Genomic DNA, 23236 nt, shown 5'->3' on the forward strand with positions numbered 1-23236 from the left:
TCAAGCTTTACCCCAAGGGCCTCTTGAGCTTTGAACTATGACTTCATATCTTTTCGTGCAACGTAGCAACGTACGAGAACGCCAGAAAGGTTCCCGTCCATGGAGGGAATTGCGATCCGGCTGCAGGATCTGCGGAAGTCGTTCGGGGAGACGACCGCCGTGGCCGGGATCGACCTGGAGATCCGGGACGGCGAGTTCTTCTCCATGCTCGGCCCCTCCGGCTCCGGCAAGACCACCGTGCTGCGGATGATCGCCGGGTTCGAGATCCCCACCGCCGGCCGCATCGAACTGGCCGGCCAGGAGGTCACCGGCCTCGCCCCCTTCGAACGGGACGTGCACACCGTCTTCCAGGACTACGCCCTGTTCCCGCACATGACCGTCGAGCAGAACGTCGCCTACGCCCTCAAGATCCGCAAGGTGCCCAAGCCCGAACGCCTGGTCCGCGCCCGCAAGGCCCTTGCCGAGGTCCGCCTCGAAGGCTTCGGCAAGCGGCGCCCCGCCCAGCTCTCCGGCGGCCAGCGCCAGCGCGTCGCCCTCGCCCGCGCCCTGGTCGGACGCCCTCGCGTGCTGCTCCTCGACGAACCCCTCGGCGCCCTCGACCTCAAACTGCGCGAGCAGATGCAGGTCGAGCTCAAGGAGCTCCAGCGCGAGGTCGGCATCACCTTCGTCTTCGTCACCCACGACCAGCAGGAAGCCCTGACGATGAGCGACCGCATCGCCGTCTTCGACCAGGGCCGCATCCAGCAGGTCGGCACCCCCGCCGAGATCTACGAACGCCCCGCGACCCCCTTCGTCGCCTCCTTCGTCGGCACCTCCAACCTGCTGGACGGCGAATCCGCGCAACGCGTCGTCGGCACCCCCGGCATCTACAGCATCCGCCCCGAGAAGATCCGCGTCCTCAAGGAGTCCGCGGAGGCCGACCAGCCGGACCACGCCACCGCCACCGGCACCGTCGCCGAGGTCGTCTACCTCGGCGACGCCACCCGCTTCCTGGTCGACCTCGACGCCGGCGGCCGCCTCACCGCACTCCAGCAGAACCTGGAGACCTCCGCCGAGGACGTCGCCGCCTACCGCGGCACCCGGGTGCGCCTGCAATGGCACCACCGCCACACCGTCCAGGTCCCCGACGCCCGCTGAAGCCCCTTGTCCCGTTTGTCCCGTAGGGAGAACGTCGTGCGCCCCACCCGAACCCTCCAGGTCGCGGCCTGCGCCGCCGCACTGCTCCTCGCCGCCACCGCCTGCTCGTCCTCCGGCAAGGGCGGCTCCTCGGCCACCGGCCTCAACCCCCCGGACCTCAAGGCCCCCACCAAGCTCGGCAGGACCGAGGGCGAGGTCAACCTGATCGCCTGGGCCGGCTATGTCGAGAACGGCTCCAACGACCCCAAGGTCGACTGGGTCACCCCCTTCGAGAAACAGACCGGCTGCCGGGTCAATTCGAAGGTCGCGGCCAGCTCCGACGAGATGGTCAAACTGATGAAGACCGGCGAGTACGACGCCGTCTCCGCCTCCGGCGACGCCTCCCTGCGCCTGATCGCCTCCGGCGACGCGGCCCCCGTCAACACCAAGCTCGTACCGAACTACAAGGACATCTTCAGCGGCCTGAAGAACGGCAGCTGGAACTCCGTCAAGGGCCAGATGTACGGCATCCCGCACGGCCGCGGCGCCAACCTGCTGATGTACAACACGCAGAAGGTCGACCCGGCCCCGACCTCGTGGTCCGCCGTGTTCGACGACGCCGCCAAATACAAGGGCCACGTCACCGCGTACGACTCGCCGATCTACATCGCCGACGCCGCCCTGTATCTCAAGGCCACCAAGCCCGAGTTGAAGATCAAGAACCCGTACGCGCTCGACCAGAAGCAGTTCGACGCCGCCGTCGCCCTGTTGAAGAAGCAGAACGCGAACGTCGGCGAGTACTGGAGCGACTATCTGAAGGAGATCTCCGCCTTCAAGAGCGGCGACTCCGTCGTCGGCACCACCTGGCAGGTCATCGCCAACCTCGCCGCAGGCGAGGGCGCCAAGGTCAAGGCCTTCGTGCCCAAGGAGGGTTCGACCGGCTGGTCCGACACCTGGATGGTCTCGGCCAAGGCCAAGCACCCCAACTGCGCCTACAAGTGGCTGGACTGGATCGTCTCCCCGAAGGTCAACGCCCAGGTCGCCGAGTACTTCGGCGAGGCCCCCGCCAACTCCAAGGCCTGCGACCTGACCAGCGACAAGAACTTCTGCACGACCTACCACGCCGCCGACGAGGGCTACTGGAAGAACATCGCCTTCTGGAACACGCCCATCGAGCAGTGCCTCGACGGCCGGACGGACGTCACGTGCGTGCCCTACGCCAAGTGGGTCCAGGCCTGGACCGAGATCAAGGGCTGAGTCCATGGCCGTACTGGCCCGGACCGCGGGGGCGCTGCACCGCCGCCCCCGCCTCCGGCTGACCCTGCTGCTGACGGCGCCGCTCCTGTGGCTCGCCGTGCTCTACCTCGGCTCGCTCGGCGTGCTGTTCGCCTCCGCGTTCTGGACGACCAACTCCTTCACCTCCCAAGTGGTGAAGGTCTGGTCGACGGACAACTTCCGCGAGCTGTTCACCACGCCCGTGTACCGCCAGGTCGTCCTCCGCAGCATCGGCGTGGCCCTCGCGGTCACCGCCCTGTGCGCGGTGATCGCCTTCCCGGTGGCCTTCTACACGGCTCGGGTCGCCAGGCCCAGCCGGCGTCCGCTCCTCGTCGTCGCCATCCTCACGCCGCTGTGGGCGAGTTATCTGGTGAAGGTGTACGCGTGGCGGCTGATCCTGTCGGAGGGCGGGCTCGCCGACTGGATGCTGAAACCGTTCGGGCTGAGCGGGCCGGGGTTCGGCCTGCCGGCCACGGTGCTGACACTGACGTACCTGTGGCTGCCGTACATGATCCTGCCGATCCACACGGCGCTGGAGCAGCTGCCCGCCAACCTGCTCGACGCGTCCGCCGACCTGGGCGCGCACGGCTGGCGGACCTTCCGGTCGGTGGTGCTGCCGATGGTGCTGCCGTCCGTCGCCGCCGGGTCGATCTTCACCTTCTCGCTGAGCCTCGGCGACTACATCACCGTGCAGATCGTCGGCGGCAAGACCCAGCTGATCGGCAACGTCGTCTACTCCAACATCGAACTCAACCTGCCGATGGCTGCGGCGCTCGGCACCGTTCCGGTCGTCGTCATCGTGCTGTATCTGCTGGCGATGCGGCGCACGGGTGCGCTGAGCAGCCTGTAGAGGAGCCTGCCGTGCAACTGTCCCGCTCCGCGCGCATCGCGCTGCGTACCGCCGCCGGTCTGGGCTTCGCGGTCATCTACGTCCCGCTGCTGCTCGTCCTCGTCAACTCCCTCAACCCTGACCGCAGTGCGAGCTGGCCACCGCCCGGACTCACCGTGCGCTGGTGGTCCGTCGCCTGGCAGAACTCCGGTGCTCGGGAAGCGCTTTGGGTCTCCGTGAAGGCGGGCCTCGGCGCCACCGCGATCGCCCTGGTCCTCGGCACCCTGATCGCCTTCGCCGTGGCCCGGCACCGGTTCTTCGGCCGCGACGCCGTCTCCTTCGTGGTCGTCCTGCCGATCGCCCTGCCCGGCATCGTCACGGGCATCGCCCTCAACTCGGCCTTCGGCACGGTACTCGCGCCGCTCGGCGTCGGCCTCGGCCTGTTCACGGTGGTCGTCGGGCACGCCACCTTCTGCATCGTCGTCGTCTTCAACAACGTCGTGGCCAGGCTGCGACGCACCGCCGGCTCGTACGAGGAGGCGGCCATGGACCTCGGCGCGAACACCTTCCGCGCCTTCGCCGACGTCACCTTCCCGCTGGTGCGCTCGGCGCTGTTCGCGGGCGGGCTGCTCGCCTTCGCGCTCTCCTTCGACGAGATCGTGGTGACGACCTTCACCGCCGGCCCCGGCATCGAGACGCTCCCCATCTGGATCTTCAACAACATGACCCGCCCCCAACAGGCACCGGTGGTGAACGTGGTGGCGGCCGTGCTCGTCCTGCTCTCGGTCGTTCCGATCTACGTCGCGCAGCGGCTGTCGGCGGACACGGCAACCGGGAGCCGGGTCTGACTGCACCCCAGGGGTCATGGCGACCGAGCGACCTGGGATGACGTCGCTCATGGGCAGTCGGTCTCACTACCCGGCGTGATGCCCACATCAGCGGCACCGCGAGGAGCATTGCGGCCGGCCGTGTGCGCGCCATGTTCAGAATCAGTGGTATGTGACATAGTACTGCCGTGAGTCAGCCACTGACCTGCGATGTCGTGATCGTCGGAGCCGGTATGACAGGCGCCGCCTGCGCCCTCTACGCCTCCCGCGCAGGCCTGGACGTCATCGTCGTGGACCGCGGCCCGGTGGCCGGCGGCACGACCGGTGCGGGGGAGGGCAACCTCCTCGTCTCGGACAAGGAGCCCGGCCCGGAGCTCGACCTCGCGCTTCTCTCCCACCGCCTGTGGGCCGAACTGGCGCAGGAGTTCGGGGAGGCCATCGAGTACGAGGCCAAGGGCGGCGTGGTGGTGGCCACCTCCCCCGGCGGTCTCGTCGCGCTGGAGGACTTCGCCGCCGGCCAGCGAGCCGCCGGAGTGACCGCCACGACGGTCGCGGGCACCGAACTGTACGCACTCGAACCCCATCTGGCCCCCGGCCTGCCCGGCGCCGTCCACTACCCGCAGGACGCCCAGGTCATGCCCGCCCTGGCCGCCGCCCACCTGGTCCGGGCCTCCGGCGCACGCCTGTTCACGGGCCGGACGGTGACGAGCGTTCTGCGCACAACCGACGGGAACGTACGGGCAGTTCGCACAGACAGCGGCGACATCCACACTCCGGCCGTGGTGAACGCGGCCGGAACCTGGGGCGGTGAACTCGCCGCCCTCGCGGGCACCTCCCTGCCCGTCCTCCCGCGACGCGGCTTCGTCCTCGTCACCGAACCGCTGCCCCGCATGGTCCACCACAAGGTGTACGCCGCCGACTATGTGGCCGACGTGGCCAGCGACTCGGCCGCGCTACAGACCTCGCCGGTCGTGGAGGGCACGGCCGCGGGCCCGATCCTGATCGGCGCGAGCCGGGAACGGGTCGGCTTCGACCGGTCGTTCTCGCTACCGGCGCTGCGCGCCCTCGCTGCGGGCGCAACCCGCCTCTTCCCCTTCCTGTCCGATGTCCGCGCCATCCGCTCCTACGCCGGTTTCCGCCCGTACATGCCCGACCATCTGCCCGCCATCGGCCCCGACCCCCGCGTCCCCGGCCTCTTCCACGCCTGTGGCCACGAGGGCGCGGGCATCGGGCTCGCCACCGGCACCGGGCACCTGATCGCCCAGACCCTGACCGCGAAGACACCCGACCTGGACCTCGCCCCGTTCTGTCCCGACCGCTTCCCCGAGGAGACCCCGTGAGCTCCCCACTGGACCTGGCACAGGCCCACCCGCGCCCGGCCTTCACGGTCACACTGGACGGCCGGGAGATCGAAGCGCTGCCCGGCCAGACGGTCGCCGCCGCGCTCTGGACAGCGGGCATCACCTCCTGGCGCACCACCCGGGACGGAGGCCGCCCGCGCGGCGTCTTCTGCGGGATCGGCGTCTGCTTCGACTGCCTGGTGACCGTCAACGACCGCCCCAATCAACGGGCTTGCCTGGCCTCACTGCAGCCGGGTGATGCGATCCGCACCCAGGAGGGGACCGGCCATGGCGACTGACCGCCCCCATCTCGCCGTCATCGGCGCGGGCCCGGCGGGCCTGGCCGCGACCGCGGCCGCCGCCGCGCACGGCGTGCGGGTCACGCTCCTCGACGCGGCCGCACAACCGGGCGGCCAGTTCTACCGGCAGCCCGCCGCCGAACTGCGCGCGCACCGCCCCCAGGCGCTGCACCACGACTGGCGGACCTGGGAGCGACTGCGGGACGGGCTCGACACATACGCAAGGGCTGGTGCCGTCACGCACTTGACGAACCATCATGTCTGGTTCGCCGAACGTCACGCGGACCGGTTCACCGTGCACGCCCTGCTCGGACCCGAGCAGGAGGACCCGGTGGCCGTGCAAGCCGACGCCGTGCTCCTGGCCACCGGTGGCTACGAGAAGGTGCTGCCCTTCCCCGGCTGGACCCTCCCCGGCGTCCTCACCGCGGGCGGCGCCCAGGCCATGCTCAAGGGAACCCTCGCGGTGTCCGGACGCACCGCCGTGGTCGCCGGCACCGGCCCGCTGCTGCTGCCGGTCGCGACCGGGCTCGCCGCGGCCGGAGTGCAGATCGCCGCGCTGGTCGAATCCGCCGATCCCAAGGCGTTCGTACGACGGTCCCGGGCGCTCGCGGCACAACCGGGCAAGCTCGCCGAAGGGGCCGGATACGCGGCCCGGTTGCTCCGGCACCGCGCGCGCACCCTCACCCGGCACACCGTCGTCGAGGCGCACGGCACCGAGCGGCTGGAGGCGGTGACCGTTGCCGCACTCGACGGCGAGGGGCGGGTCCGGCCCGGCACCGCGCGCCGCATCTCCTGCGACACCCTTGCCGTCGGCCACGGCATGCTCCCGCACACCGACCTCGCCGAGACCCTCGGTTGCCACCTCGACGGCGTGAACGTGCAGGTGGACGACGAGCAGCGCACCGACGTCCCCGGTGTCTGGGCCGCGGGCGAGACCACCGGCATCGGCGGCTCGGCCCTCGCACTGGCCGAGGGGCACATCGCCGGACGCTCGGCCGCAGCCCGCCTCGCGGGCCGTGCACCGGACCAGCGCGAGTGGGCCGCGGCCGCCAAGTCCCGTACGCGGCTGCGGGAGTTCGCCTTGGCGCTCGACGGCTTGTACGCGCCGCCCGCCCGCTGGAGCGAGCTGATCACCGACGACACCGTGGTGTGCCGCTGCGAGGAGGTCACCGGTGGCACGATCCGCGAGGCCGTCGCGGAGCTCGGCGCCGGCGACGTCCGCACGGTGAAGCTGCTGACCCGGGCCGGGATGGGCTGGTGCCAGGGCCGGATGTGCGCGGCCGCGGTCGCCGGGCTCGCCGGGTGCCGACTCGCCCCGTCCAGACGGCCGTTCGCACGTCCCGTACCGCTCGGTGTCCTCGCCCGCGAGGACACGCACCCCACCGAGAGAGGATCCTCATGACCGACCACCGTCCCTGGCGCGGAGTCCTCGTCGCCACCGCACTGCCGCTGAACGACGACCTCACGGTGAACCATGACAGATACGCCGAGCACTGCGCCTGGCTCGTGGAGAACGGCTGCGACGGCGTCGTCCCCAACGGCTCGCTGGGGGAGTACCAGGTGCTCACCCCCGAGGAACGCGCCAAGGTCGTCGAGACGGCCGTCGCCGCGATCGGCGGGCAGCGGGTCATGCCCGGGGTGGCCGCATACGGGTCCGCGGAGTCCCGCCGCTGGGCCGAGCAGGCCCGCGACGCCGGCTGCCACGCGGTGATGCTGCTGCCGCCCAACGCCTACCGCGCCGACGAGCGTTCGGTGCTCGCCCACTACGCCGAGGTCGCGAAGGCGGGTGTGCCGGTGGTGGCGTACAACAACCCGATCGACACCAAGGTCGACCTCGTGCCGGAACTCCTCGCGAAGCTGCACGGCGAGGGATACATCCACGCCGTCAAGGAGTTCTCCGGGGACGTCCGCCGCGCCTACCGGATCGCCGAACTCGCCCCGGAACTGGACCTGTTGATCGGCGCCGACGACGTCCTCCTCGAACTGGCGATCGCGGGCGCGAAGGGCTGGGTGGCCGGCTACCCGAACGCCCTGCCGGCCGCGAGCGTGGAGCTGTACCACGCGGCCGTCGACGGCGATCTGACCACCGCGAACCACCTCTACCGGCAGCTGCATCCGCTGCTGCGATGGGACTCCCAGGTGGAGTTCGTGCAGGCGATCAAGCTGTCCATGGACATCGTCGGGCGGCACGGCGGGCCGGTCCGGCCGCCCCGTGTGCCGCTGCTGCCGGAACAGGAGGCGGTCGTCCGTGCGGCCACCGAGAAGGCCGTCGCCGCCGGACTCGCGTAACCCACAAGGAGGCAGGCCATGCGCAGCAGACTCGTCCTGCACGCCGTCGACTCGCACACCGAGGGTATGCCCACCCGTGTGATCACCGGCGGGATCGGGACCATCCCCGGTTCGACGATGAACGAGCGGCGGCTGTACTTCCGCGAACACCGCGACGACATCAAGCAGTTGCTGATGAACGAGCCGCGCGGGCACTCCGCGATGAGCGGTGCGATCCTCCAGCCGCCGGCCCGGGCCGACTGCGACTGGGGTGTCGTCTACATCGAGGTGTCCGGCTATCTGCCGATGTGCGGGCACGGCACGATCGGTGTCGCGACCGTGCTCGTCGAGACCGGCATGGTCGAGGTCGTCGAACCGGTCACCACCATCCGCCTCGACACCCCCGCCGGAGTCGTGGTCGCCGAGGTGGCGGTGCAGGGCGGCGCGGCCAAGGCGGTGACGCTGAGGAACGTGCCGTCGTTCGCGGTCGCGCTCGACCGCAAGGCGACGCTGGCTGACGGGCGGTCGGTGACATACGACTTGGCCTACGGCGGAAACTTCTACGCCATCCTCCCCCTGGACCGGTTCGGCCTCCCCTTCGACCGTGCCCGCAAGGACGAGATCCTCGCGGCGGGGCTGGCGTTGATGGACGCCGTCAACGCCGAGGACGAGCCCGTCCACCCCGAGGACCCGTCCATCCGCGGCTGCCACCACGTCCACCTGCTGGCCCCCGGCTCCGACGCCCGCCACTCCCGGCACGCGATGGCGATCCACCCCGGCTGGTTCGACCGCTCACCCTGCGGCACCGGCACCAGCGCGCGCATGGCGCAGCTGCACGCACGCGGCGAACTCCCGCTGCACACCGAGTTCGTCAACGAGTCCTTCATCGGCACCCGCTTCACCGGCCGCCTCCTCGGCACCACCGAGGTCGCGGGCCGCCCCGCCGTCCTGCCCAGCTTCACCGGCCGCGCCTGGATCACCGGAACCGCCCAGTACCTGCTCGACCCGGAGGACCCGTTCCCCGCGGGGTTCGTGTTGTAGGCGGCCCGATAATGTCCGGTAACCCAAGGAGGACGGTCACCATGGCCCAGCAGCATCGCCCCGCCATCCCCTCGCTCGGCGGCAGGAAGCCCAGCTTCCGGGAGAAGGTCGTGGACGTGCTGCGGGCCGCGCTGATCTCCGGTGAACTGCGCCCCGGCCAGGTGTACTCGGCGCCCGCCCTCGCACCCCGCCTCGGCGTCTCCGCGACCCCGGTGCGCGAGGCGATGCTCGAGCTGGTGAAGGAGGGCATGGTCGAGATCGTCCCGAACAAGGGGTTCCGGGTCACCGAGGTCTCCGAGAAACAGCTCGACGAGTACACCCACATCCGGTCCCTGATAGAGATCCCGACGACGGTCGGCCTCGCGACCAGCGCCGGCCTCGACGACCTGAAGGCGCTGCGCCCGCTCGCCATGGAGATCGTCACCTCGGCCACCCGAGGCGACCTCACCGACTACGTCGAGGCCGACCTGCACTTCCACCTCGCCCTGCTCGCCCTGGCCGGCAACGACCACCTCGTGGAAGTCGTACGGGACCTGCGGCAGCGTTCACGGTTGTACGGACTGACGGCCCTGGTCGAGACCGGACGGCTGAAGGCCTCAGCCGAGGAGCACCTCGAACTCCTCGATGCGCTGCTCGCACGCGACTCGGAGGCCGTGCGCGAGGTGATGACCCGGCACCTCGGACACGTCCGGGGGCTCTGGGCCGCACACTGAGAGCTGCTTTCGGCATTACGCAAACCGTTTGCATTTCTTGCGCTATTCTTGCGTTCGTGACGCGACGACTTGCTGAGGTGGCGAAGAAGGTAGGGGTCAGTGAGGCCACGGTCAGCCGGGTGCTGAACGGCAAGCCCGGGGTCTCGGATTCCACCCGGCAGGCGGTGCTCAGTGCCCTGGACGTCCTCGGCTACGAGCGGCCCACGCAGCTGCGCGGCGAGCGCGCCCGGCTCGTCGGACTCGTCCTGCCCGAGCTGCAGAACCCCATCTTCCCGGCGTTCGCCGAGGTGATCGGCGGCGCCCTCGCCCAGCTCGGCCTGACCCCGGTGCTGTGCACACAGACCAAGGGCGGCGTCTCCGAGGCCGACTATGTGGAGCTGCTGCTGCAACAGCAGGTCTCCGGCGTCGTCTTCGCCGGCGGCCTGTACGCCCAGGCCGACGCCCCGCACGACCACTACCGCCGGCTCGCCGAGCGCAACATCCCGGTGGTGCTGGTCAACGCGTCCATCGAAGACCTCGGCTTTCCCCGTGTGTCCTGCGACGACGCGGTGGCGGTGGAGCAGGCCTGGCGACACCTGGGCTCGCTGGGGCACGAGCGGATCGGGCTGGTGCTGGGGCCGGACGACCACGTTCCGTCGGCCCGCAAACTGGCCGCCGCCAAGGCGCTCGCAGACCTTCCGGACGAGCATGTCGCGCGCGCGATGTTCTCCATCGAGGGCGGTCACGCTGCTGCCTCCCGTCTCATCGACCGCGGTGTCACCGGCTTCATCTGCGCCAGCGACCCGCTCGCCCTCGGCGTCATCCGGGCCGCGCGCCGCAAGGGACTGGACGTGCCGGGCCGGGTCTCGGTCGTCGGCTATGACGACTCGGCGCTGATGAACTGCACCGAGCCGCCCCTGACCACCGTGCGCCAGCCCATCGAGGCGATGGGCCGGGCGGCCGTGGAGCTGCTGAACGCGCAGGTCGGCGGCGGTTCCGTACCCGCCGAAGAGCTCCTGTTCGAGCCGGAGCTGGTGGTGCGCGGATCGACCGCGCAAGCCCCTCGTCCCTGAGGACCGATCGCCTGTCGAATAATTGCAGATTCTGCGCGACATCTTGCGGACGGATGGGGGCGGTGCTTGAGTGTGCGGCGCCCACCGCTCCTGCCACGAGGGGTCCACCGATGAGAAGCACCGGGTTCCGCCGTACGTTCGTCGCGCTCAGCGTCTGTTCTCTCGCACTCGCCGCCTCCGCCTGCGGATCGGGCGGCGACGGATCCGCGAGCGGAAAGACCCGTATCACCGTCAACTGCGAGCCGCCCCAGAGCGCCAAGGTCGACCGTGGGTTCTTCGAGCAGGACGTCGCCGCCTTCGAGAAGCAGCACCCGGACATCGACGTCGTCGCGCACGACGCGTTCCCCTGCCAGGACCCGAAGACCTTCGACGCCAAGCTCGCCGGCGGGCAGATGGAGGACGTCTTCTACACCTACTTCACCGACGCCAGGCACGTCGTCGACATCCACCAGGCGGCCGATCTCACGCCGTACATCAAGGAGTTGAAGAGCTACGGCACCATTCAGAAGCAGCTGCGCGACATCTACACCGTCGACGGGAAGATCTACGGCATCCCACGCACCGGCTACTCGATGGGCCTGATCTACAACCGGGAGCTCTTCCAGAAGGCCGGCCTCGACCCCGACAAGCCCCCGGCCACCTGGGACGAGGTCCGCGCCGACGCCAAGAAGATCGCGGCCCTCGGCAACGGGACCGTCGGATACGCCGACTACAGCGCCCAGAACCAGGGCGGTTGGCACTTCACCGCCGAGCTGTACTCCCAGGGCGGCGACGTCGTCAGCGCCGACGGCAAGAAGGCCACCATCGACACCCCCGAGGGGCATGCCGTCCTGCAGAACCTGCACGACATGCGCTGGACCGACGACTCGATGGGCAGCAAGCAGCTCCTGGTCATCAACGACGTGCAGCAGATGATGGGCTCGGGCAGGCTCGGCATGTATCTCTCCGCCCCGGACAACATCCCGATCCTGGTGAAGGAGAAGGGCGGCGACTACAAGGACCTCGCCCTCGGCCCGATGCCCGGCGGCAAGGGCACGCTCATCGGCGGCGACGGATACATGTTCAACAAGCACGACACGCCCGCCCAGATCCGCCCCGGCCTACAGTGGCTCGACCACATGTTCCTCACCCCCGGCAAGGGCTTCCTCGGGGACTACGCCCGCGCCAGGAAGGCGAACGCCCCGGTCGGCCTGCCCGAGCCGCGCCTGTTCACCGGCGCCGCCGACGCCAAGGACCAGCAGGTCAAGAAGGCCAACGCCAATGTGCCGGTGGAGAACTACCAGGCCTTCCTCGACGGCAACCACAGCCTCCAGCTGAAGATCGAGCCGCCCGACGCCCAGCAGATCTACTCCGTCCTCGACTCCGCCGTCTCCGCCGTCCTCACCAAGAAGGACGCGGACATCGACCAGCTGCTCAAGGACGCCTCCGGCAAGATCGACGGCATCCTGGCGCGGGGCTGAGGACATGACGAAGACGGCCGAGCGGCACCCCCTCCAGAAGGCCGCGGTCCATCCGGTCCAGGCGCCGTCCCCGTCAGGGGGCCGGGGACGCCGCCGCCTCGCCGACCAGGCCCGCGCCTACGCCTTCCTCCTCGGCGGCCTCGTCTGCTTCGCCCTGTTCTCCTGGTACCCGGCGATCCGTGCCGTCGTGATCGCCTTCCAGAAGTACACGCCGGGCTCACCGCCCGAGTGGGTCGGCGCCGCCAACTTCACCCGCGTCTGGCACGACCCCGAGTTCACGGCCGCCTGGCGCAACACGCTCACCTTCACCGTGCTCGCCCTGCTGCTCGGCTTCGCGGTCCCCTTCGTGCTGGCCCTCGTCCTCAACGAACTGCGCCACTGGAAGGCCTTCTTCAGGGTCGTGGTGTATCTGCCGGTGATGATCCCGCCGGTGGTCAGCGCGCTGCTGTGGAAGTGGTTCTACGACCCGGGAGCCGGCCTCGCCAACGAGACCCTGCGGCTTCTGCACCTGCCCACCTCGAACTGGTCCAACGGCACCGACACCGCCCTCGTCTCGCTGGTCATCGTGGCCACCTGGGCCAACATGGGCGGCACCGTCCTGATCTATCTGGCAGCACTCCAGGCCATCCCCGGCGAGCTGTACGAGGCCGCCGAACTGGACGGCGCGAACCTGCTCCTGCGCATCCGGCACGTGACGGTGCCGCAGACGCGGTTCGTCATCCTCATGCTGATGCTTCTGCAGATCATCGCGACGATGCAGGTCTTCACCGAACCGTTCGTGATCACGGGCGGCGGCCCGGAGAACGCCACGGTCACCGTCCTCTACCTGATCTACAAGTACGCCTTCCTCTACAACGACTTCGGCGGCGCCTGCGCGCTCAGCGTCATGCTCCTCGCGCTGCTCGGCGCCTTCTCCGCCGTATACCTGCGCCTGACCCGCTCCGGAGAGGAGGACGTGTGAGCGCCACCCGCACCCTCATCTCCCCGGCGACGCTGGCCCGCCCGCGGGGGAGGACCGTGTACTGGACGGTGTTCACGCTCGTCCTCGTCCTGTTCGCGCTCGCCTTCCTGTTCCCCGTCTACTGGATGGTGACCGGCGCGATGAAGTCGCCGGACGAGGTGGCGCGGACCCCGCCCACGTTCGTCCCCGAGCACTGGCGCCTCGGCGGCTACACCGACGCCTGGGACCTCATGCAGCTGCCCCAGCACCTGTGGAACACGGTGGTCCAGGCGGCCGGCGCCTGGCTGTTCCAGCTGGTCCTCTGCACGGCCGCCGCCTACGCCCTGTCCAAACTCAGGCCCGCCTTCGGCAAGCTGATTCTCGGCGGCATCCTCGCCACCCTGATGGTGCCGGCCCAGGCCCTGGTCGTACCGAAGTACCTGACCGTCGCCGACCTCCCCCTGATCCACACCAGCCTGCTCAACGACCCTTTGGCCATCTGGCTGCCGGCCGTCGCCAACGCCTTCAACCTCTACCTGCTCAAACGGTTCTTCGACCAGCTCCCGCGAGACGTCCTGGAAGCGGCCGAGATCGACGGCGCCGGGAAGCTGCGCACCCTGTGGTCGATCGTGCTGCCCATGTCGCGGCCGGTGCTCGGGGTCGTGTCGATCTTCGCGCTGGTCGCGGTGTGGCAGGACTTCCTCTGGCCGCTGATGGTCTTCTCCGACACCGGCAAACAGCCGATCAGCGTGGCACTCGTGCAGCTGTCGCAGAACATCCAGCTGACCGTGCTCATCGCCGCGATGGTGATCGCCAGCATCCCGATGGTCGCGCTGTTCCTGCTCTTCCAGCGGCACATCATCGCCGGGATCAGCGCGGGCAGCGCCAAGGGCTGACGCCCTCCCTCCGACAGAAAGGCCAGCACAGTGGGACAGCCCCGCCATGCCCCCACGGAGTGGTGGCGCTCCGCCGTCATCTACCAGGTCTACGTCCGCAGCTTCGCCGACGGCGACGGTGACGGCACCGGTGATCTCGCCGGCGTCCGCGCCCGACTGCCCTACCTCGCCGAACTGGGCGTGGATGCCCTGTGGTTCAGCCCCTGGTACCTGTCACCGATGAAGGACGGCGGCTACGACGTCGCCGACTACCGCGTGATCGACCCGGCCTTCGGCACCCTCGCCGAGGCGGAGAAGCTGATCGCCGAGGCCCGCGAACACGGCATCCGCACGATCGTCGACATCGTCCCGAACCACGTCTCCGACCAGCATCCCTGGTTCCGGGCCGCGCTCCTCGGCGGCTCCGAACGGGAGCTGTTCCACTTCCGCCCCGGCCGCGGCGCCCACGGCGAACTCCCGCCCAACGACTGGACCTCCCAGTTCGGCGGCCCCGCCTGGACCCGGCTGCCCGACGGCGACTGGTACCTGCACCTCTTCGCCCCCGAACAGCCCGACCTCAACTGGGCGCACCCGGCGGTCCGCCAGGAGCACGAGGACATCCTGCGGTTCTGGTTCGAGCGGGGCGTCGCCGGAGTCCGCATCGACTCGGCCGCCCTCCTCGCCAAGGACCCGGCCCTGCCGGACTTCACCGAGGGCAGCGACCCGCACCCGTACGTCGACCGGGACGAACTCCACGACATCTACCGCTCCTGGCGTGCCGTCGCCGACGAGTACGACGGCATCTTCGTCGGCGAGGTCTGGCTCCCCGACACCGAACGCTTCGCCCGCTATCTGCGCCCCGACGAACTCCACACGGCCTTCAACTTCGCCTTCATGACCTGCCCCTGGGACGCGCGCAGGCTGCGTACGTCCATCGACGAGACCCTCGCCGAGCACGCACCCGTGGGCGCACCCGCCACCTGGGTGCTGTGCAACCACGACGTCACCCGCACGGTCACCCGCTACGGCCGCACGGACACCGGCTTCGACTTCGCCACCAAGGCCTTCGGCACCCCGGCCGACCTGGCTCTCGGCACCCGGCGCGCCCGCGCGGCCGCCTTGCTGTCACTCGCCCTGCCCGGCGCGGTCTACGTCTACCAGGGCGAGGAGCTGGGCCTGCCCGAGGCCGACATCCCCCTCGACCGCATCCAGGATCCGATGCACTTCCGGTCGAACGGCACCGACCCGGGACGCGACGGCTGCCGGGTGCCGCTGCCCTGGGCGGCCGGGGCGCCGTATGCGGGTTTCGGCAGCCGTGAGGAGCCCTGGCTGCCGCAGCCGGCCGGCTGGACGGCGTACGCCGTCGACCGCCAGGACGCGAACGCCGACTCGATGCTCGCCCTGTACCGCACGGCCATCGGGTTGCGCCCCGTGTTCGGCGACGGGCCGCTCACCTGGGAGTCCGCACCCGAGGGCGTGCTCGCCTTCACCCGATCCCAGGCCCGGTGCCTGGTCAACCTCGCCGACACCCCCACCGACCTGCCCGCCGACCTCCAACTCCTCCTCGCCAGCGGCCCCTTGGACGCCGAGGGACGACTGCCGAAGGACACCGCGGTCTGGCTGCGCGCCTGAGCCGCACCGCACCCTCCCCGCTATCCCCGCACCCCCACCGAAGGGATCAGCACATGCACCGAACTGTCAGGGGCATGCCAGTGGCGATGGTCGTCGCCCTCTCCGCCGGTCTGCTCACCGCCACGGCCCCCGCCGCACACGCGGCCTCCGGCGCCACCCTGCCCTTCACCTCGGTCGAGGCCGAGTCGGCGACCACCACCGGCACCAGGATCGGCCCCGACTACACCCAGGGCACCCTCGCCTCCGAGGCCTCCGGGCGCCAGGCCGTACGTCTCACCTCGGGCCAGCGCGTCGAGTTCACCGTGCCGCGCGCGGCCAACGCCGTGAACGTCTCCTACAGCGTCCCCGACGGCCAGTCCGGCACGCTCGACGTGTACGTCAACGGCCAGAAGATCGACAAGTCGCTCGCGGTCACCTCCAAGTACTCGTACATCGACACCGGCTGGATCCCCGGCGCCAAGACCCACCACTTCTTCGACAACGCCCGACTGCTGCTCGGCCGGAACGTCCAGGCCGGTGACAAGATGGCCCTTCAGTCGACCGGAACCCAGGTCACCGTCGATGTCGCCGACTTCGAGCAGGTCGACGCTGCTGCCGGACAGCCCGCCGGTTCCGTCTCGGTCACCTCCAAGGGTGCCGACCCCAGCGGCAGCGGCGACTCCACCCAGGCCTTCCGGGACGCGATCTCCGCAGCGCAAGGGGGAGTGGTCTGGATCCCGCCGGGCGACTACCGGCTGACGTCCTCGCTCAGCGGCGTCCAGAACGTCACCCTGCAGGGCGCCGGCAGCTGGTACTCCGTCGTGCACACCTCCCGTTTCATCGACCAGTCGAGCTCGTCGGGCGGAGTGCACATCAAGGACTTCGCGGTGATCGGCGAGGTCACCGAGCGCGTCGACTCCGACCCGGACAACTTCGTCAACGGCTCGCTGGGACCGAACAGTTCGGTCTCCGGCATGTGGATCCAGCACATGAAGGTCGGCCTCTGGCTGATGGGCGACAACGACAACCTGGTCGTCGAGAACAACCGCATCCTCGACACCACCGCGGACGGCATCAACCTCAACGGCAACGCGCGCGGGGTCCGCGTCCGCAACAACTTCCTGCGCAACCAGGGCGACGACTCGCTCGCCATGTGGTCGCTGTACTCCGCCGACACCGACTCCAGCTTCGAGAACAACACCATCTCGCAGCCGAACCTCGCCAACGGCATCGCGATCTACGGCGGCACCGACATCGCGGTGAGGAACAATCTGGTCGCCGACACCAACGCCCTCGGCAGTGGTATCGCGATCTCCAACCAGAAGTTCCTCGACCCGTTCTCCCCGCTGGCCGGCACCATCACCGTCGACGGCAACACGCTCGTGCGCACCGGCGCGATGAACCCCAACTGGAACCATCCGATGGGCGCACTGCGCGTCGACTCCTACGACAGCGCCGTCAACGCCACCGTGAACATCACCGACACGACCGTCACCGACAGCCCGTACAGCGCCTTCGAGTTCGTCTCCGGGGGCGGGCACGGCTACCCGGTCGGCAACGTCACCGTCAGCGGTGCGACCGTGAAGAACACCGGCACGGTCGTCGTCCAGGCGGAGACTCAGGGTGCGGCGACGTTCAGCAACGTCCAGGCCACCGGGTTGGGCGCGGCGGGCATCTACAACTGCCCCTACCCGTCCGGTTCCGGCACCTTCGCCCTGACCGACGGCGGCGGCAACTCCGGCTGGAGCAGCACCTGGGCCGACTGCTCGACCTGGCCGCAGCCCGGCCAGGGCAACCCCGACCCCGACCCGAACCGCAACCTCGCCCAGGGCCGCCCGGCCACCGCCACCGGCTCCCAGGACGTCTACACGCCGGGCAAGGCGGTCGACGGCGACGCGAACAGCTACTGGGAGTCGACCAACAACGCCTTCCCGCAGTCCTGGACCGTCGACCTCGGTTCCCCGCAGGCCGTGCGCCGGCTGGTGCTGAAGCTGCCGCCGTCGACCGCCTGGGGCGCCCGCACCCAGACCATCACCGTGCTGGGCAGCACCGACGGTTCGACCTACTCGACCGTCGTCGGCTCCACCGGCTACCGCTTCGACCCGGCGACCGGCAACACCGCCACCGTGTCCCTGCCGTCCACCACCAGCCTGCGCTGTCTGCGGCTGACCGTCAGCGCCAACACCGGCTGGCCCGCAGGGCAGTTCAGCGAGGTGGAGGCGTATTCGACTCCGTGACCGCGGCTGCGCCCCCTGGCATGTGCCGCGTCAGGGGGCGCCATCGCCGGCCAGGAGCGGGCCGGCCTTGGGATCACAGGTCCAGCACGAGCTTCTTCCCACGGCAGCGGGACACACAGATCATCATCGTCTCCCCGCTCTGCTGTTCCTCGGCGGTGAGCACCGAGTCCCGGTGGTCCGGGGTGCCGTCGAGGACGTCGGTCTCGCAGGTGCCGCAGGTGCCCTCCGTGCAGGAGAACAGCACCTCCACACCGGCCGCACGGACGGCATCCAGCACGGAGACGTCCGGCGCGACCGTGACGGTACGGCGGCTCCGCGCCAGCTCGACCTCGAACTCGCTGTCCTCCCCCGACTCCTGGGCCTTCGGCGAGAACCGCTCGACCCGTAGCCGCTCGGCCGGGCACCGCTCCTCGACCGCGTCCAGCAGCTGCCCGGGACCACAGCAGTACACGAGCGTGTCCTCGGGCAGGTCGTCCAGCACGGAACCGAGATCGAGGAGCCCGGTCTCGTCCTGCGGGCGGACGCTCACCCGCTCCCCGTACCGTCCCAACTCCTCCAGGAAAGCGATGGAGTTGCGGGTGCGGCCGCCGTACAGCAGCGTCCACTCGGCGCCCGCGGCCTCCGCGGCGGCCACCATCGGGAGGATCGGCGTGATGCCGATGCCGCCCGCGACGAACCGGTAACGCGGCGCGCTCTCCAGCCGGAAGTGATTGCGCGGCCCGCGCACCCGCACCTTGTCGCCCTGCCCCACCTGCTCGTGCACATGGGCGGACCCACCGCGCCCGTCCGGCTCCCGCAGCACGGCGATCCGCCACACCGTACGGTCCGCGGGATCCCCGCACAGCGAGTACTGCCGCTCCAGCTCCGGCCCGAGCACGACGTCGACATGGGCGCCCGGCTCCCAGGCCGGCAGGTCCTCGCCGAGCGGATGGCGCAGGGTCAGGGTTACCACCCCTTCGGCCGCGAACTCCCTGCGCTCGACGACGAGTTCGGCTTCGTACACGGTCATGAGCTGTTTCCTCGTGGCGCGGCGGGCTCGTGTCCTTCGGGGTGGCCGAGCATCCACTCCCACATCTCGACGGGGTCCTGGGCGCTGTGCTCGGCACCGCAGTGACAGGTACCGTGCAGGACGTCGGTGCCCGGCAGCCAGTCGATGCGGTAGATCTCGCCGGTGGAGCTGCTCACAGGACCTTCTCCACGGGCTTGTCGCCCTCCTCGACCAGCCGGGCGAGGATACGGCGGGCGGCGAGACCGCCGGTGTCGATGTTGATGCTGAGTTCCTGGTACCCCGTCCGCTCCGTGCCGAGCGTCTTGTGCAGCAGGTTGAGCGCGACCACGTCCTGCATGACCACGGTGTGGTTGTTGCTCCGCATGAACTCGGTGACCTCGCTGTCGTCCGTCGCCCAGTCGCGGGAGACGGCCCAGAAGTCGTACACCTTGCCGTCCGTCGACGGCGTGATCGCATAGGTGATCTCGGTGTGGAAGCCGTTGGGATCGCTGCCGTCGGCCTCCGGCACCACGCCCACCGGAGCGATCCGGCTGTGCAGCAGATACAGACAGGGCGCGTGGTACTCGATGTCCTGCCAGCGGGTGATCCGGCCCTGGATGCCGGTGGAGTTGGCGTAGAACGGCGGGCACTCGGCGTCGTCCATGTGCCGGCTCACCCGCACGATGCCCGCGCCCTCGTCGACCTCGGTGGTGATCGGCGTCTCGGCGACCTCGGGGGTGCCGATGTAACCGCCGTGCAGATACGTCTCGTGGGAGAGGTCCAGGAGGTTGTCGACCAGCAGCCCGTAGTCGGCGTCGATGGGCTCCATGCCACGGACCGTGACCCAGCCGGGCGCGTCGAGGTGCCGGGCCCGGGGGATGGTCTGCGCATCGGCGAGGGCCGGGTCGCCGATCCACACCCACACCAGGGAGTCCAGCTCGACCACCGGGTAGGAGGCGACCCGGGCGGTGCGCGGGACGCGCTTCTGTCCGGGCACGTACACGCAGGTACCCGTCGTGTCGTACGTGAACCCGTGGTAGCCGCACACCAGCTTGTCGCCGTCCAGCCGGCTGGGCTTCTCGTGCAGCGGGAAGCGGCGGTGCACACAGCGGTCGGCGAGCGCGACCGGCGTGCCGTCCTCCTCCGTCCGGTAGAACACGAGCGGTTCACCGAGGATGGTCCGGCCGAGCAGCTCCTCGCGCCCGACCTCGTGGCTGTAGGCGGCGACGTACCACTGGTTCCTGGCGAAGGCGGTCATGTGAGGCATGGGGTTCCCGTCCCTGTCGGCGGGGCGCCGTCGCCCCGCGTGCCGTGGTTGGACTCAGCGTCCTGACGGCTGCGGTGGGCACGCAAGACGGCTTCTGCCAGGCGGAAGTGGTTCCGCGAACGGGCTGGTCAGCCTTGTCCGACACCGGATGCCGCGGCCCGGGTGCTTCTGTCGCACCCGGCCGGCTTCGGCATGTGCCGCGCCGCGATCCGAAGGGTGAAGCGGGCGCCGCCGAGGGGGCTGTGGCCGCAGGCCGGGGTGCCGCCGTGGGCGAGGGCGATCCAGGAGGCCATGGACAGGCCGAGACCGGTGGAGCCGCTGCCGCTGTGGTAGCGCTTGAAGAGGGAGTCCGCGAGTCCGGGCGGGGCAGGCTGCGCCCGTGCTGGTCCGTCAGGTCGTGATCCTCGCCGGTGGCCGGGCCGGCGTGCCTGCGGCCCTGGACCAACCGTCTCCCCAAGGCACTCGTCGAGGTGGCCGGCCGGCCCATCCTCCAACAACCCCCGCCTGATGTTCGAGCGCACTTTCGGTGCGTGCAACGCCTCGCCGCCTGCGCCGGGACACATGTGGCCGCGGGCATCCTGACCCGCGACGTCGGCGGCACCGCTTCCACCGAGGACGTCACCCAGGCCCTCATCGACGCCCTGACGGCCTGATCCCGCAAGCCCCCTACGGCTCTACGCAGCCACAGCGCCCCACGCGCGCTCGCCGCCGCGGCTCCCGGTACATCAGCGGACTCGACGCCGTCCGAGTCGACGGAGGTCACAGCGCGTGGATCTGACGGCCGTGGACGTGCCGGACGGGACCGCGTCCCTGGCGATGACGGACGGTACGGCGGCAGCGGGTGCGGGCGAACTTGCCTCGCAGCGGGCCGCGTTGGCAGCAGCCGCCGCACCCACCACGCCCGCCTCCTGCTGCTAGCGTCCGGGTGCGTGAGCGACAACGTGTACGTGGGGAACGCCGGCGAGGACGCGGCACTCGACCGGGGCTGGCTGCTCGGGCACTTCAAGGACGCCGGCGACCCTCGCCACAGTACGGACGTGGAGATCAAATGGGGTGTCCATCCGCCCGGCGACGAGCGGGCGGAGTGGGTGAGGGGCGAGGAGCGGACCGCTCTCCTGGTCCTCGTCAGCGGCCGCTTCCGCGTCGAACTCCCCGGCCGCAGCGTCCTCCTGGCACGGCAGGGTGACTATGTGGTGTGGGGGCGCGGAGTCGAGCACTCCTGGTTCGCCGAGGAGGAATCGGTGGTGCTGACGGTCCGCTGGCCGTCGGTGCCCGGCTACGCGGTCTGAAACGCACCACCGAGGCCCGTCAGCGGGCCGGTACCGTGCCGGTCCGCCGGCAGCAGACGACGAACTGGCGCCCTGCCCCCAGCAATGTGACGTGTCACCGAGGTCAACGCCCGGCGCTCGGCGAACGGTTTGCCACCGGAAACACCGACGATCCGCAGTCCGGTACGTCCGCAGAGCGCGGCCGGCGGCCTCTCCCGCAGCGTCCGGCCGGCCCAGCACGACCAGGTCCGCATGGCGCAGCACGCCGTGACGCCGGGCGAACCCGACCGCCCCGGAAAGCGTCTGCAGCCGTTCCAGCTCGGCGGTCATCGCCCATGGCCGGGTGCGGCCGACGAGTGCCGGATGCGTTCGGCGACACACTTGTCGGCGGGCAGCAGCCAGCAGCTCCCGCAGTAGCCGGACGGCGGCGGCCCGGCTCCCCGTTCGGCGGAGAGGCGGGCTACAGGGGCCCGTCGGTGCGCAGCGCGCGGGCGACCGGGGCCCGAGTGCACTCCGGTGGACGGCCTCCCGAGCGGGACCGTGCCCTCGTAACCGACCGAAGGCCACGCCGCCAGGAGCCGCCGCCGACTGCACCTGAACTCCATGGGCTTGCTCCCCGGAGTCGCCCCGGGTTCGGTGGGGCAGGGCAAATCATCAGCAAAGGATTCTTGGGCAACGCTTGTCCGGTTTGTGAGGGGCGGCGAGTGTGCGCTGCCTAGCATTGCCGCGGTGCGTCCGGACGGGTGGGAGTGGATGAGTACGAGTCGACGTATGGTGCTGGCGGCCCTGGCCGGGGGAGCTCTGGCGGGCTGCACGGCGCAGAAGGGGCCGTCCAAGGCGGAACCGGCTGTGGCTGCCTCCTCCTCCGCTCCCTCCTCCGCTGGTCCCTCGCCCTCGGCCGTGGCCGGGCCGGCCCGGCCGGCCACGGCGACCCGCGCCGAGATCGTCGCCCGCTACGGTCACGCCGTGCCGCACACCTGGGGCTTCGACGGGCCCGGTGTCGTGCACCGGCTCCCCGCCGGTCATCGGGGCATCGCGCTGACCTTCGACGCTTGCGGCGGCCGGGGCGGCAGCGGCTACGACCATGTCCTGATCGACTTCCTGCGCAGGCGGGAGATTCCGGCGACGCTGTTCATCAACTCCCGCTGGATCGAGGCCAACCCGGCCGTCTTCCGCCGACTGGCCGCCGAGCCGCTCTTCGAGATCGCCAACCACGGCACCCGCCACCTCCCCCTCTCCGTGACCGGCCGCTCCGCCTACGGCATCCCCGGCACCCGCGACGCAGCCGAGGTCTACGAGGAGATCGCCGGCAACCGGGCGAAGCTCACCCGTCTGCTGGGCCACCCGCCGCGTTTCTTCCGCTCCGGCACCGCGTACTGCGACGACGTCGCGGCCAGGATCGTCACCGCCATGGGCGAGCGGTTCGCCGGCTTCTCGGTCAACGGCGACGGAGGGGCCACCTTCACCCCTGAGCAGGTCCGTACGACGGTGGCGTCCGCGCCTGCAGGCTCCGTCGTCATCTGCCACATGAACCACCCGGAGGGCGGTACGGCCGCGGGTATCACCGCCGCAGTGCCCCGGCTGCTGGCCTCCGGCCATACATTCGTACGACTGTCGGACGCGCTGCACTGAGCACACGGGCCGCGTCCCGGCCCTGCTGCTCGGCGAGTTCGCGGCCTGGTCGCATTGCTCGGATGGCACAGGCGCCGCGGTACACCTCCCGTACCGACGACTTTCACATGGGTGCCACCGGACCCTTCCCTGACGTTTGGTGCTCTTGGAACACTCGCACCGCGCGCAATCCGTCATGTTCCGGCCGTCCGCACCAGG

The 23236-nt window shown here is 70.3% G+C and carries 24 protein-coding genes; 21 read left to right on the top strand and 3 right to left on the bottom strand.

The window, feature by feature from the left end; all coding sequences use genetic code 11:
* The first annotated feature begins 99 nt into the window (after positions 1 to 99).
* From ABD355_RS12290 to ABD355_RS12365, 16 genes are all read left to right on the top strand, one after another.
* Positions 100 to 1137, top strand: coding sequence for an ABC transporter ATP-binding protein (locus tag ABD355_RS12290; RefSeq protein ID WP_344400242.1), 1038 nt, complete (start codon positions 100 to 102; stop codon positions 1135 to 1137).
* A 36-nt stretch (positions 1138 to 1173) separates the two neighbouring features.
* Positions 1174 to 2373, top strand: coding sequence for an ABC transporter substrate-binding protein (locus tag ABD355_RS12295; RefSeq protein ID WP_344400243.1), 1200 nt, complete (start codon positions 1174 to 1176; stop codon positions 2371 to 2373).
* A gap of 4 nt (positions 2374 to 2377) precedes the next feature.
* Positions 2378 to 3241 (top strand): ABC transporter permease, encoded by an 864-nt coding sequence (locus ABD355_RS12300; protein WP_344400244.1) that lies wholly within the window; start codon positions 2378 to 2380, stop codon positions 3239 to 3241.
* Positions 3242 to 3252: 11 nt separating this feature from the next.
* Complete coding sequence (locus ABD355_RS12305; protein WP_344400245.1) at positions 3253 to 4068, top strand: ABC transporter permease; 816 nt, start codon at positions 3253 to 3255, stop codon at positions 4066 to 4068.
* A 167-nt stretch (positions 4069 to 4235) separates the two neighbouring features.
* Positions 4236 to 5387, top strand: coding sequence for an NAD(P)/FAD-dependent oxidoreductase (locus ABD355_RS12310; protein WP_344400246.1), 1152 nt, complete (start codon positions 4236 to 4238; stop codon positions 5385 to 5387).
* A complete protein-coding gene (locus ABD355_RS12315; protein WP_344400247.1) occupies positions 5384 to 5686 on the top strand; it encodes a (2Fe-2S)-binding protein in 303 nt (100 codons plus the stop codon). The genes ABD355_RS12310 and ABD355_RS12315 overlap by 4 nt, the downstream gene beginning before the upstream one ends.
* Entirely contained in the window at positions 5676 to 7088 is a 1413-nt protein-coding gene (locus ABD355_RS12320) for an FAD-dependent oxidoreductase (protein WP_344400248.1), read from the top strand. Before ABD355_RS12315 ends, ABD355_RS12320 begins: the two co-directional genes overlap by 11 nt.
* On the top strand, positions 7085 to 7975 hold the full coding sequence (locus ABD355_RS12325) for a dihydrodipicolinate synthase family protein (RefSeq protein ID WP_425585730.1): 891 nt from the start codon (positions 7085 to 7087) through the stop codon (positions 7973 to 7975). The genes ABD355_RS12320 and ABD355_RS12325 overlap by 4 nt, the downstream gene beginning before the upstream one ends.
* Before the next feature lie 18 nt (positions 7976 to 7993).
* The gene (locus ABD355_RS12330) at positions 7994 to 8995 is read left to right on the top strand and encodes a proline racemase family protein (protein ID WP_344400249.1); all 1002 of its coding nucleotides are present in this window, start codon (positions 7994 to 7996) and stop codon (positions 8993 to 8995) included.
* 41 nt (positions 8996 to 9036) lie between these two features.
* Positions 9037 to 9708: a GntR family transcriptional regulator gene (locus ABD355_RS12335; RefSeq protein ID WP_344400250.1), complete on the top strand. Its 672-nt coding sequence runs from the start codon at positions 9037 to 9039 to the stop codon at positions 9706 to 9708.
* Positions 9709 to 9785: 77 nt separating this feature from the next.
* Positions 9786 to 10760, top strand: coding sequence for a LacI family DNA-binding transcriptional regulator (locus ABD355_RS12340; protein WP_344401191.1), 975 nt, complete (start codon positions 9786 to 9788; stop codon positions 10758 to 10760).
* A gap of 110 nt (positions 10761 to 10870) precedes the next feature.
* The gene (locus ABD355_RS12345; protein ID WP_344400251.1) at positions 10871 to 12220 is read left to right on the top strand and encodes an ABC transporter substrate-binding protein; all 1350 of its coding nucleotides are present in this window, start codon (positions 10871 to 10873) and stop codon (positions 12218 to 12220) included.
* Between the two features lie 4 nt (positions 12221 to 12224).
* Complete coding sequence (locus tag ABD355_RS12350) at positions 12225 to 13181, top strand: carbohydrate ABC transporter permease (RefSeq protein WP_344400252.1); 957 nt, start codon at positions 12225 to 12227, stop codon at positions 13179 to 13181.
* The gene (locus ABD355_RS12355; RefSeq protein WP_344400253.1) at positions 13178 to 14056 is read left to right on the top strand and encodes a carbohydrate ABC transporter permease; all 879 of its coding nucleotides are present in this window, start codon (positions 13178 to 13180) and stop codon (positions 14054 to 14056) included. The genes ABD355_RS12350 and ABD355_RS12355 overlap by 4 nt, the downstream gene beginning before the upstream one ends.
* A 30-nt stretch (positions 14057 to 14086) precedes the next feature.
* Positions 14087 to 15667: a glycoside hydrolase family 13 protein gene (locus ABD355_RS12360; protein ID WP_344400254.1), complete on the top strand. Its 1581-nt coding sequence runs from the start codon at positions 14087 to 14089 to the stop codon at positions 15665 to 15667.
* Positions 15668 to 15741: 74 nt separating this feature from the next.
* Positions 15742 to 17883, top strand: coding sequence for a discoidin domain-containing protein (locus ABD355_RS12365; RefSeq protein WP_425585731.1), 2142 nt, complete (start codon positions 15742 to 15744; stop codon positions 17881 to 17883).
* 73 nt (positions 17884 to 17956) lie between these two features.
* Here the strand turns inward: ABD355_RS12365 and ABD355_RS12370 are convergent, their stop codons facing one another.
* Genes ABD355_RS12370 through ABD355_RS12380 form a run of 3 tightly spaced genes read right to left on the bottom strand, consistent with a single transcriptional unit; the run spans position 17957 to position 20138 of the window.
* A complete protein-coding gene (locus ABD355_RS12370; protein WP_344400256.1) occupies positions 17957 to 18892 on the bottom strand; it encodes a PDR/VanB family oxidoreductase in 936 nt (311 codons plus the stop codon).
* A complete protein-coding gene (locus ABD355_RS12375) occupies positions 18889 to 19068 on the bottom strand; it encodes a hypothetical protein (protein WP_344400257.1) in 180 nt (59 codons plus the stop codon). Before ABD355_RS12375 ends, ABD355_RS12370 begins: the two co-directional genes overlap by 4 nt.
* On the bottom strand, positions 19065 to 20138 hold the full coding sequence (locus ABD355_RS12380) for a Rieske 2Fe-2S domain-containing protein (RefSeq protein ID WP_344400259.1): 1074 nt from the start codon (positions 20136 to 20138) through the stop codon (positions 19065 to 19067). The genes ABD355_RS12375 and ABD355_RS12380 overlap by 4 nt, the downstream gene beginning before the upstream one ends.
* Before the next feature lie 530 nt (positions 20139 to 20668).
* Between ABD355_RS12380 and ABD355_RS12385 the strand changes: the two genes are divergently transcribed.
* The 5 genes from ABD355_RS12385 (at position 20669) to ABD355_RS12405 (ending at position 23038) form a co-directional block, all read left to right on the top strand.
* The gene (locus ABD355_RS12385) at positions 20669 to 20791 is read left to right on the top strand and encodes a hypothetical protein (RefSeq protein WP_344400260.1); all 123 of its coding nucleotides are present in this window, start codon (positions 20669 to 20671) and stop codon (positions 20789 to 20791) included.
* Between the two features lie 115 nt (positions 20792 to 20906).
* Positions 20907 to 21056 carry a hypothetical protein gene (locus tag ABD355_RS12390; RefSeq protein ID WP_344400261.1) on the top strand — a complete coding sequence of 50 codons (150 nt, stop codon included), beginning with the start codon at positions 20907 to 20909 and terminating at the stop codon, positions 21054 to 21056.
* 11 nt (positions 21057 to 21067) lie between these two features.
* A complete protein-coding gene (locus ABD355_RS12395) occupies positions 21068 to 21427 on the top strand; it encodes a cupin domain-containing protein (protein ID WP_344400262.1) in 360 nt (119 codons plus the stop codon).
* A 231-nt stretch (positions 21428 to 21658) separates the two neighbouring features.
* Positions 21659 to 21823 carry a hypothetical protein gene (locus tag ABD355_RS12400; RefSeq protein WP_344400263.1) on the top strand — a complete coding sequence of 55 codons (165 nt, stop codon included), beginning with the start codon at positions 21659 to 21661 and terminating at the stop codon, positions 21821 to 21823.
* Between the two features lie 336 nt (positions 21824 to 22159).
* The gene (locus ABD355_RS12405; RefSeq protein ID WP_344400264.1) at positions 22160 to 23038 is read left to right on the top strand and encodes a polysaccharide deacetylase family protein; all 879 of its coding nucleotides are present in this window, start codon (positions 22160 to 22162) and stop codon (positions 23036 to 23038) included.
* Positions 23039 to 23236 lie beyond the last annotated feature (198 nt).

The organism is Streptomyces longisporus, from assembly GCF_039532765.1.
Classification (GTDB): Bacteria; Actinomycetota; Actinomycetes; order Streptomycetales; family Streptomycetaceae; genus Streptomyces; species Streptomyces longisporus.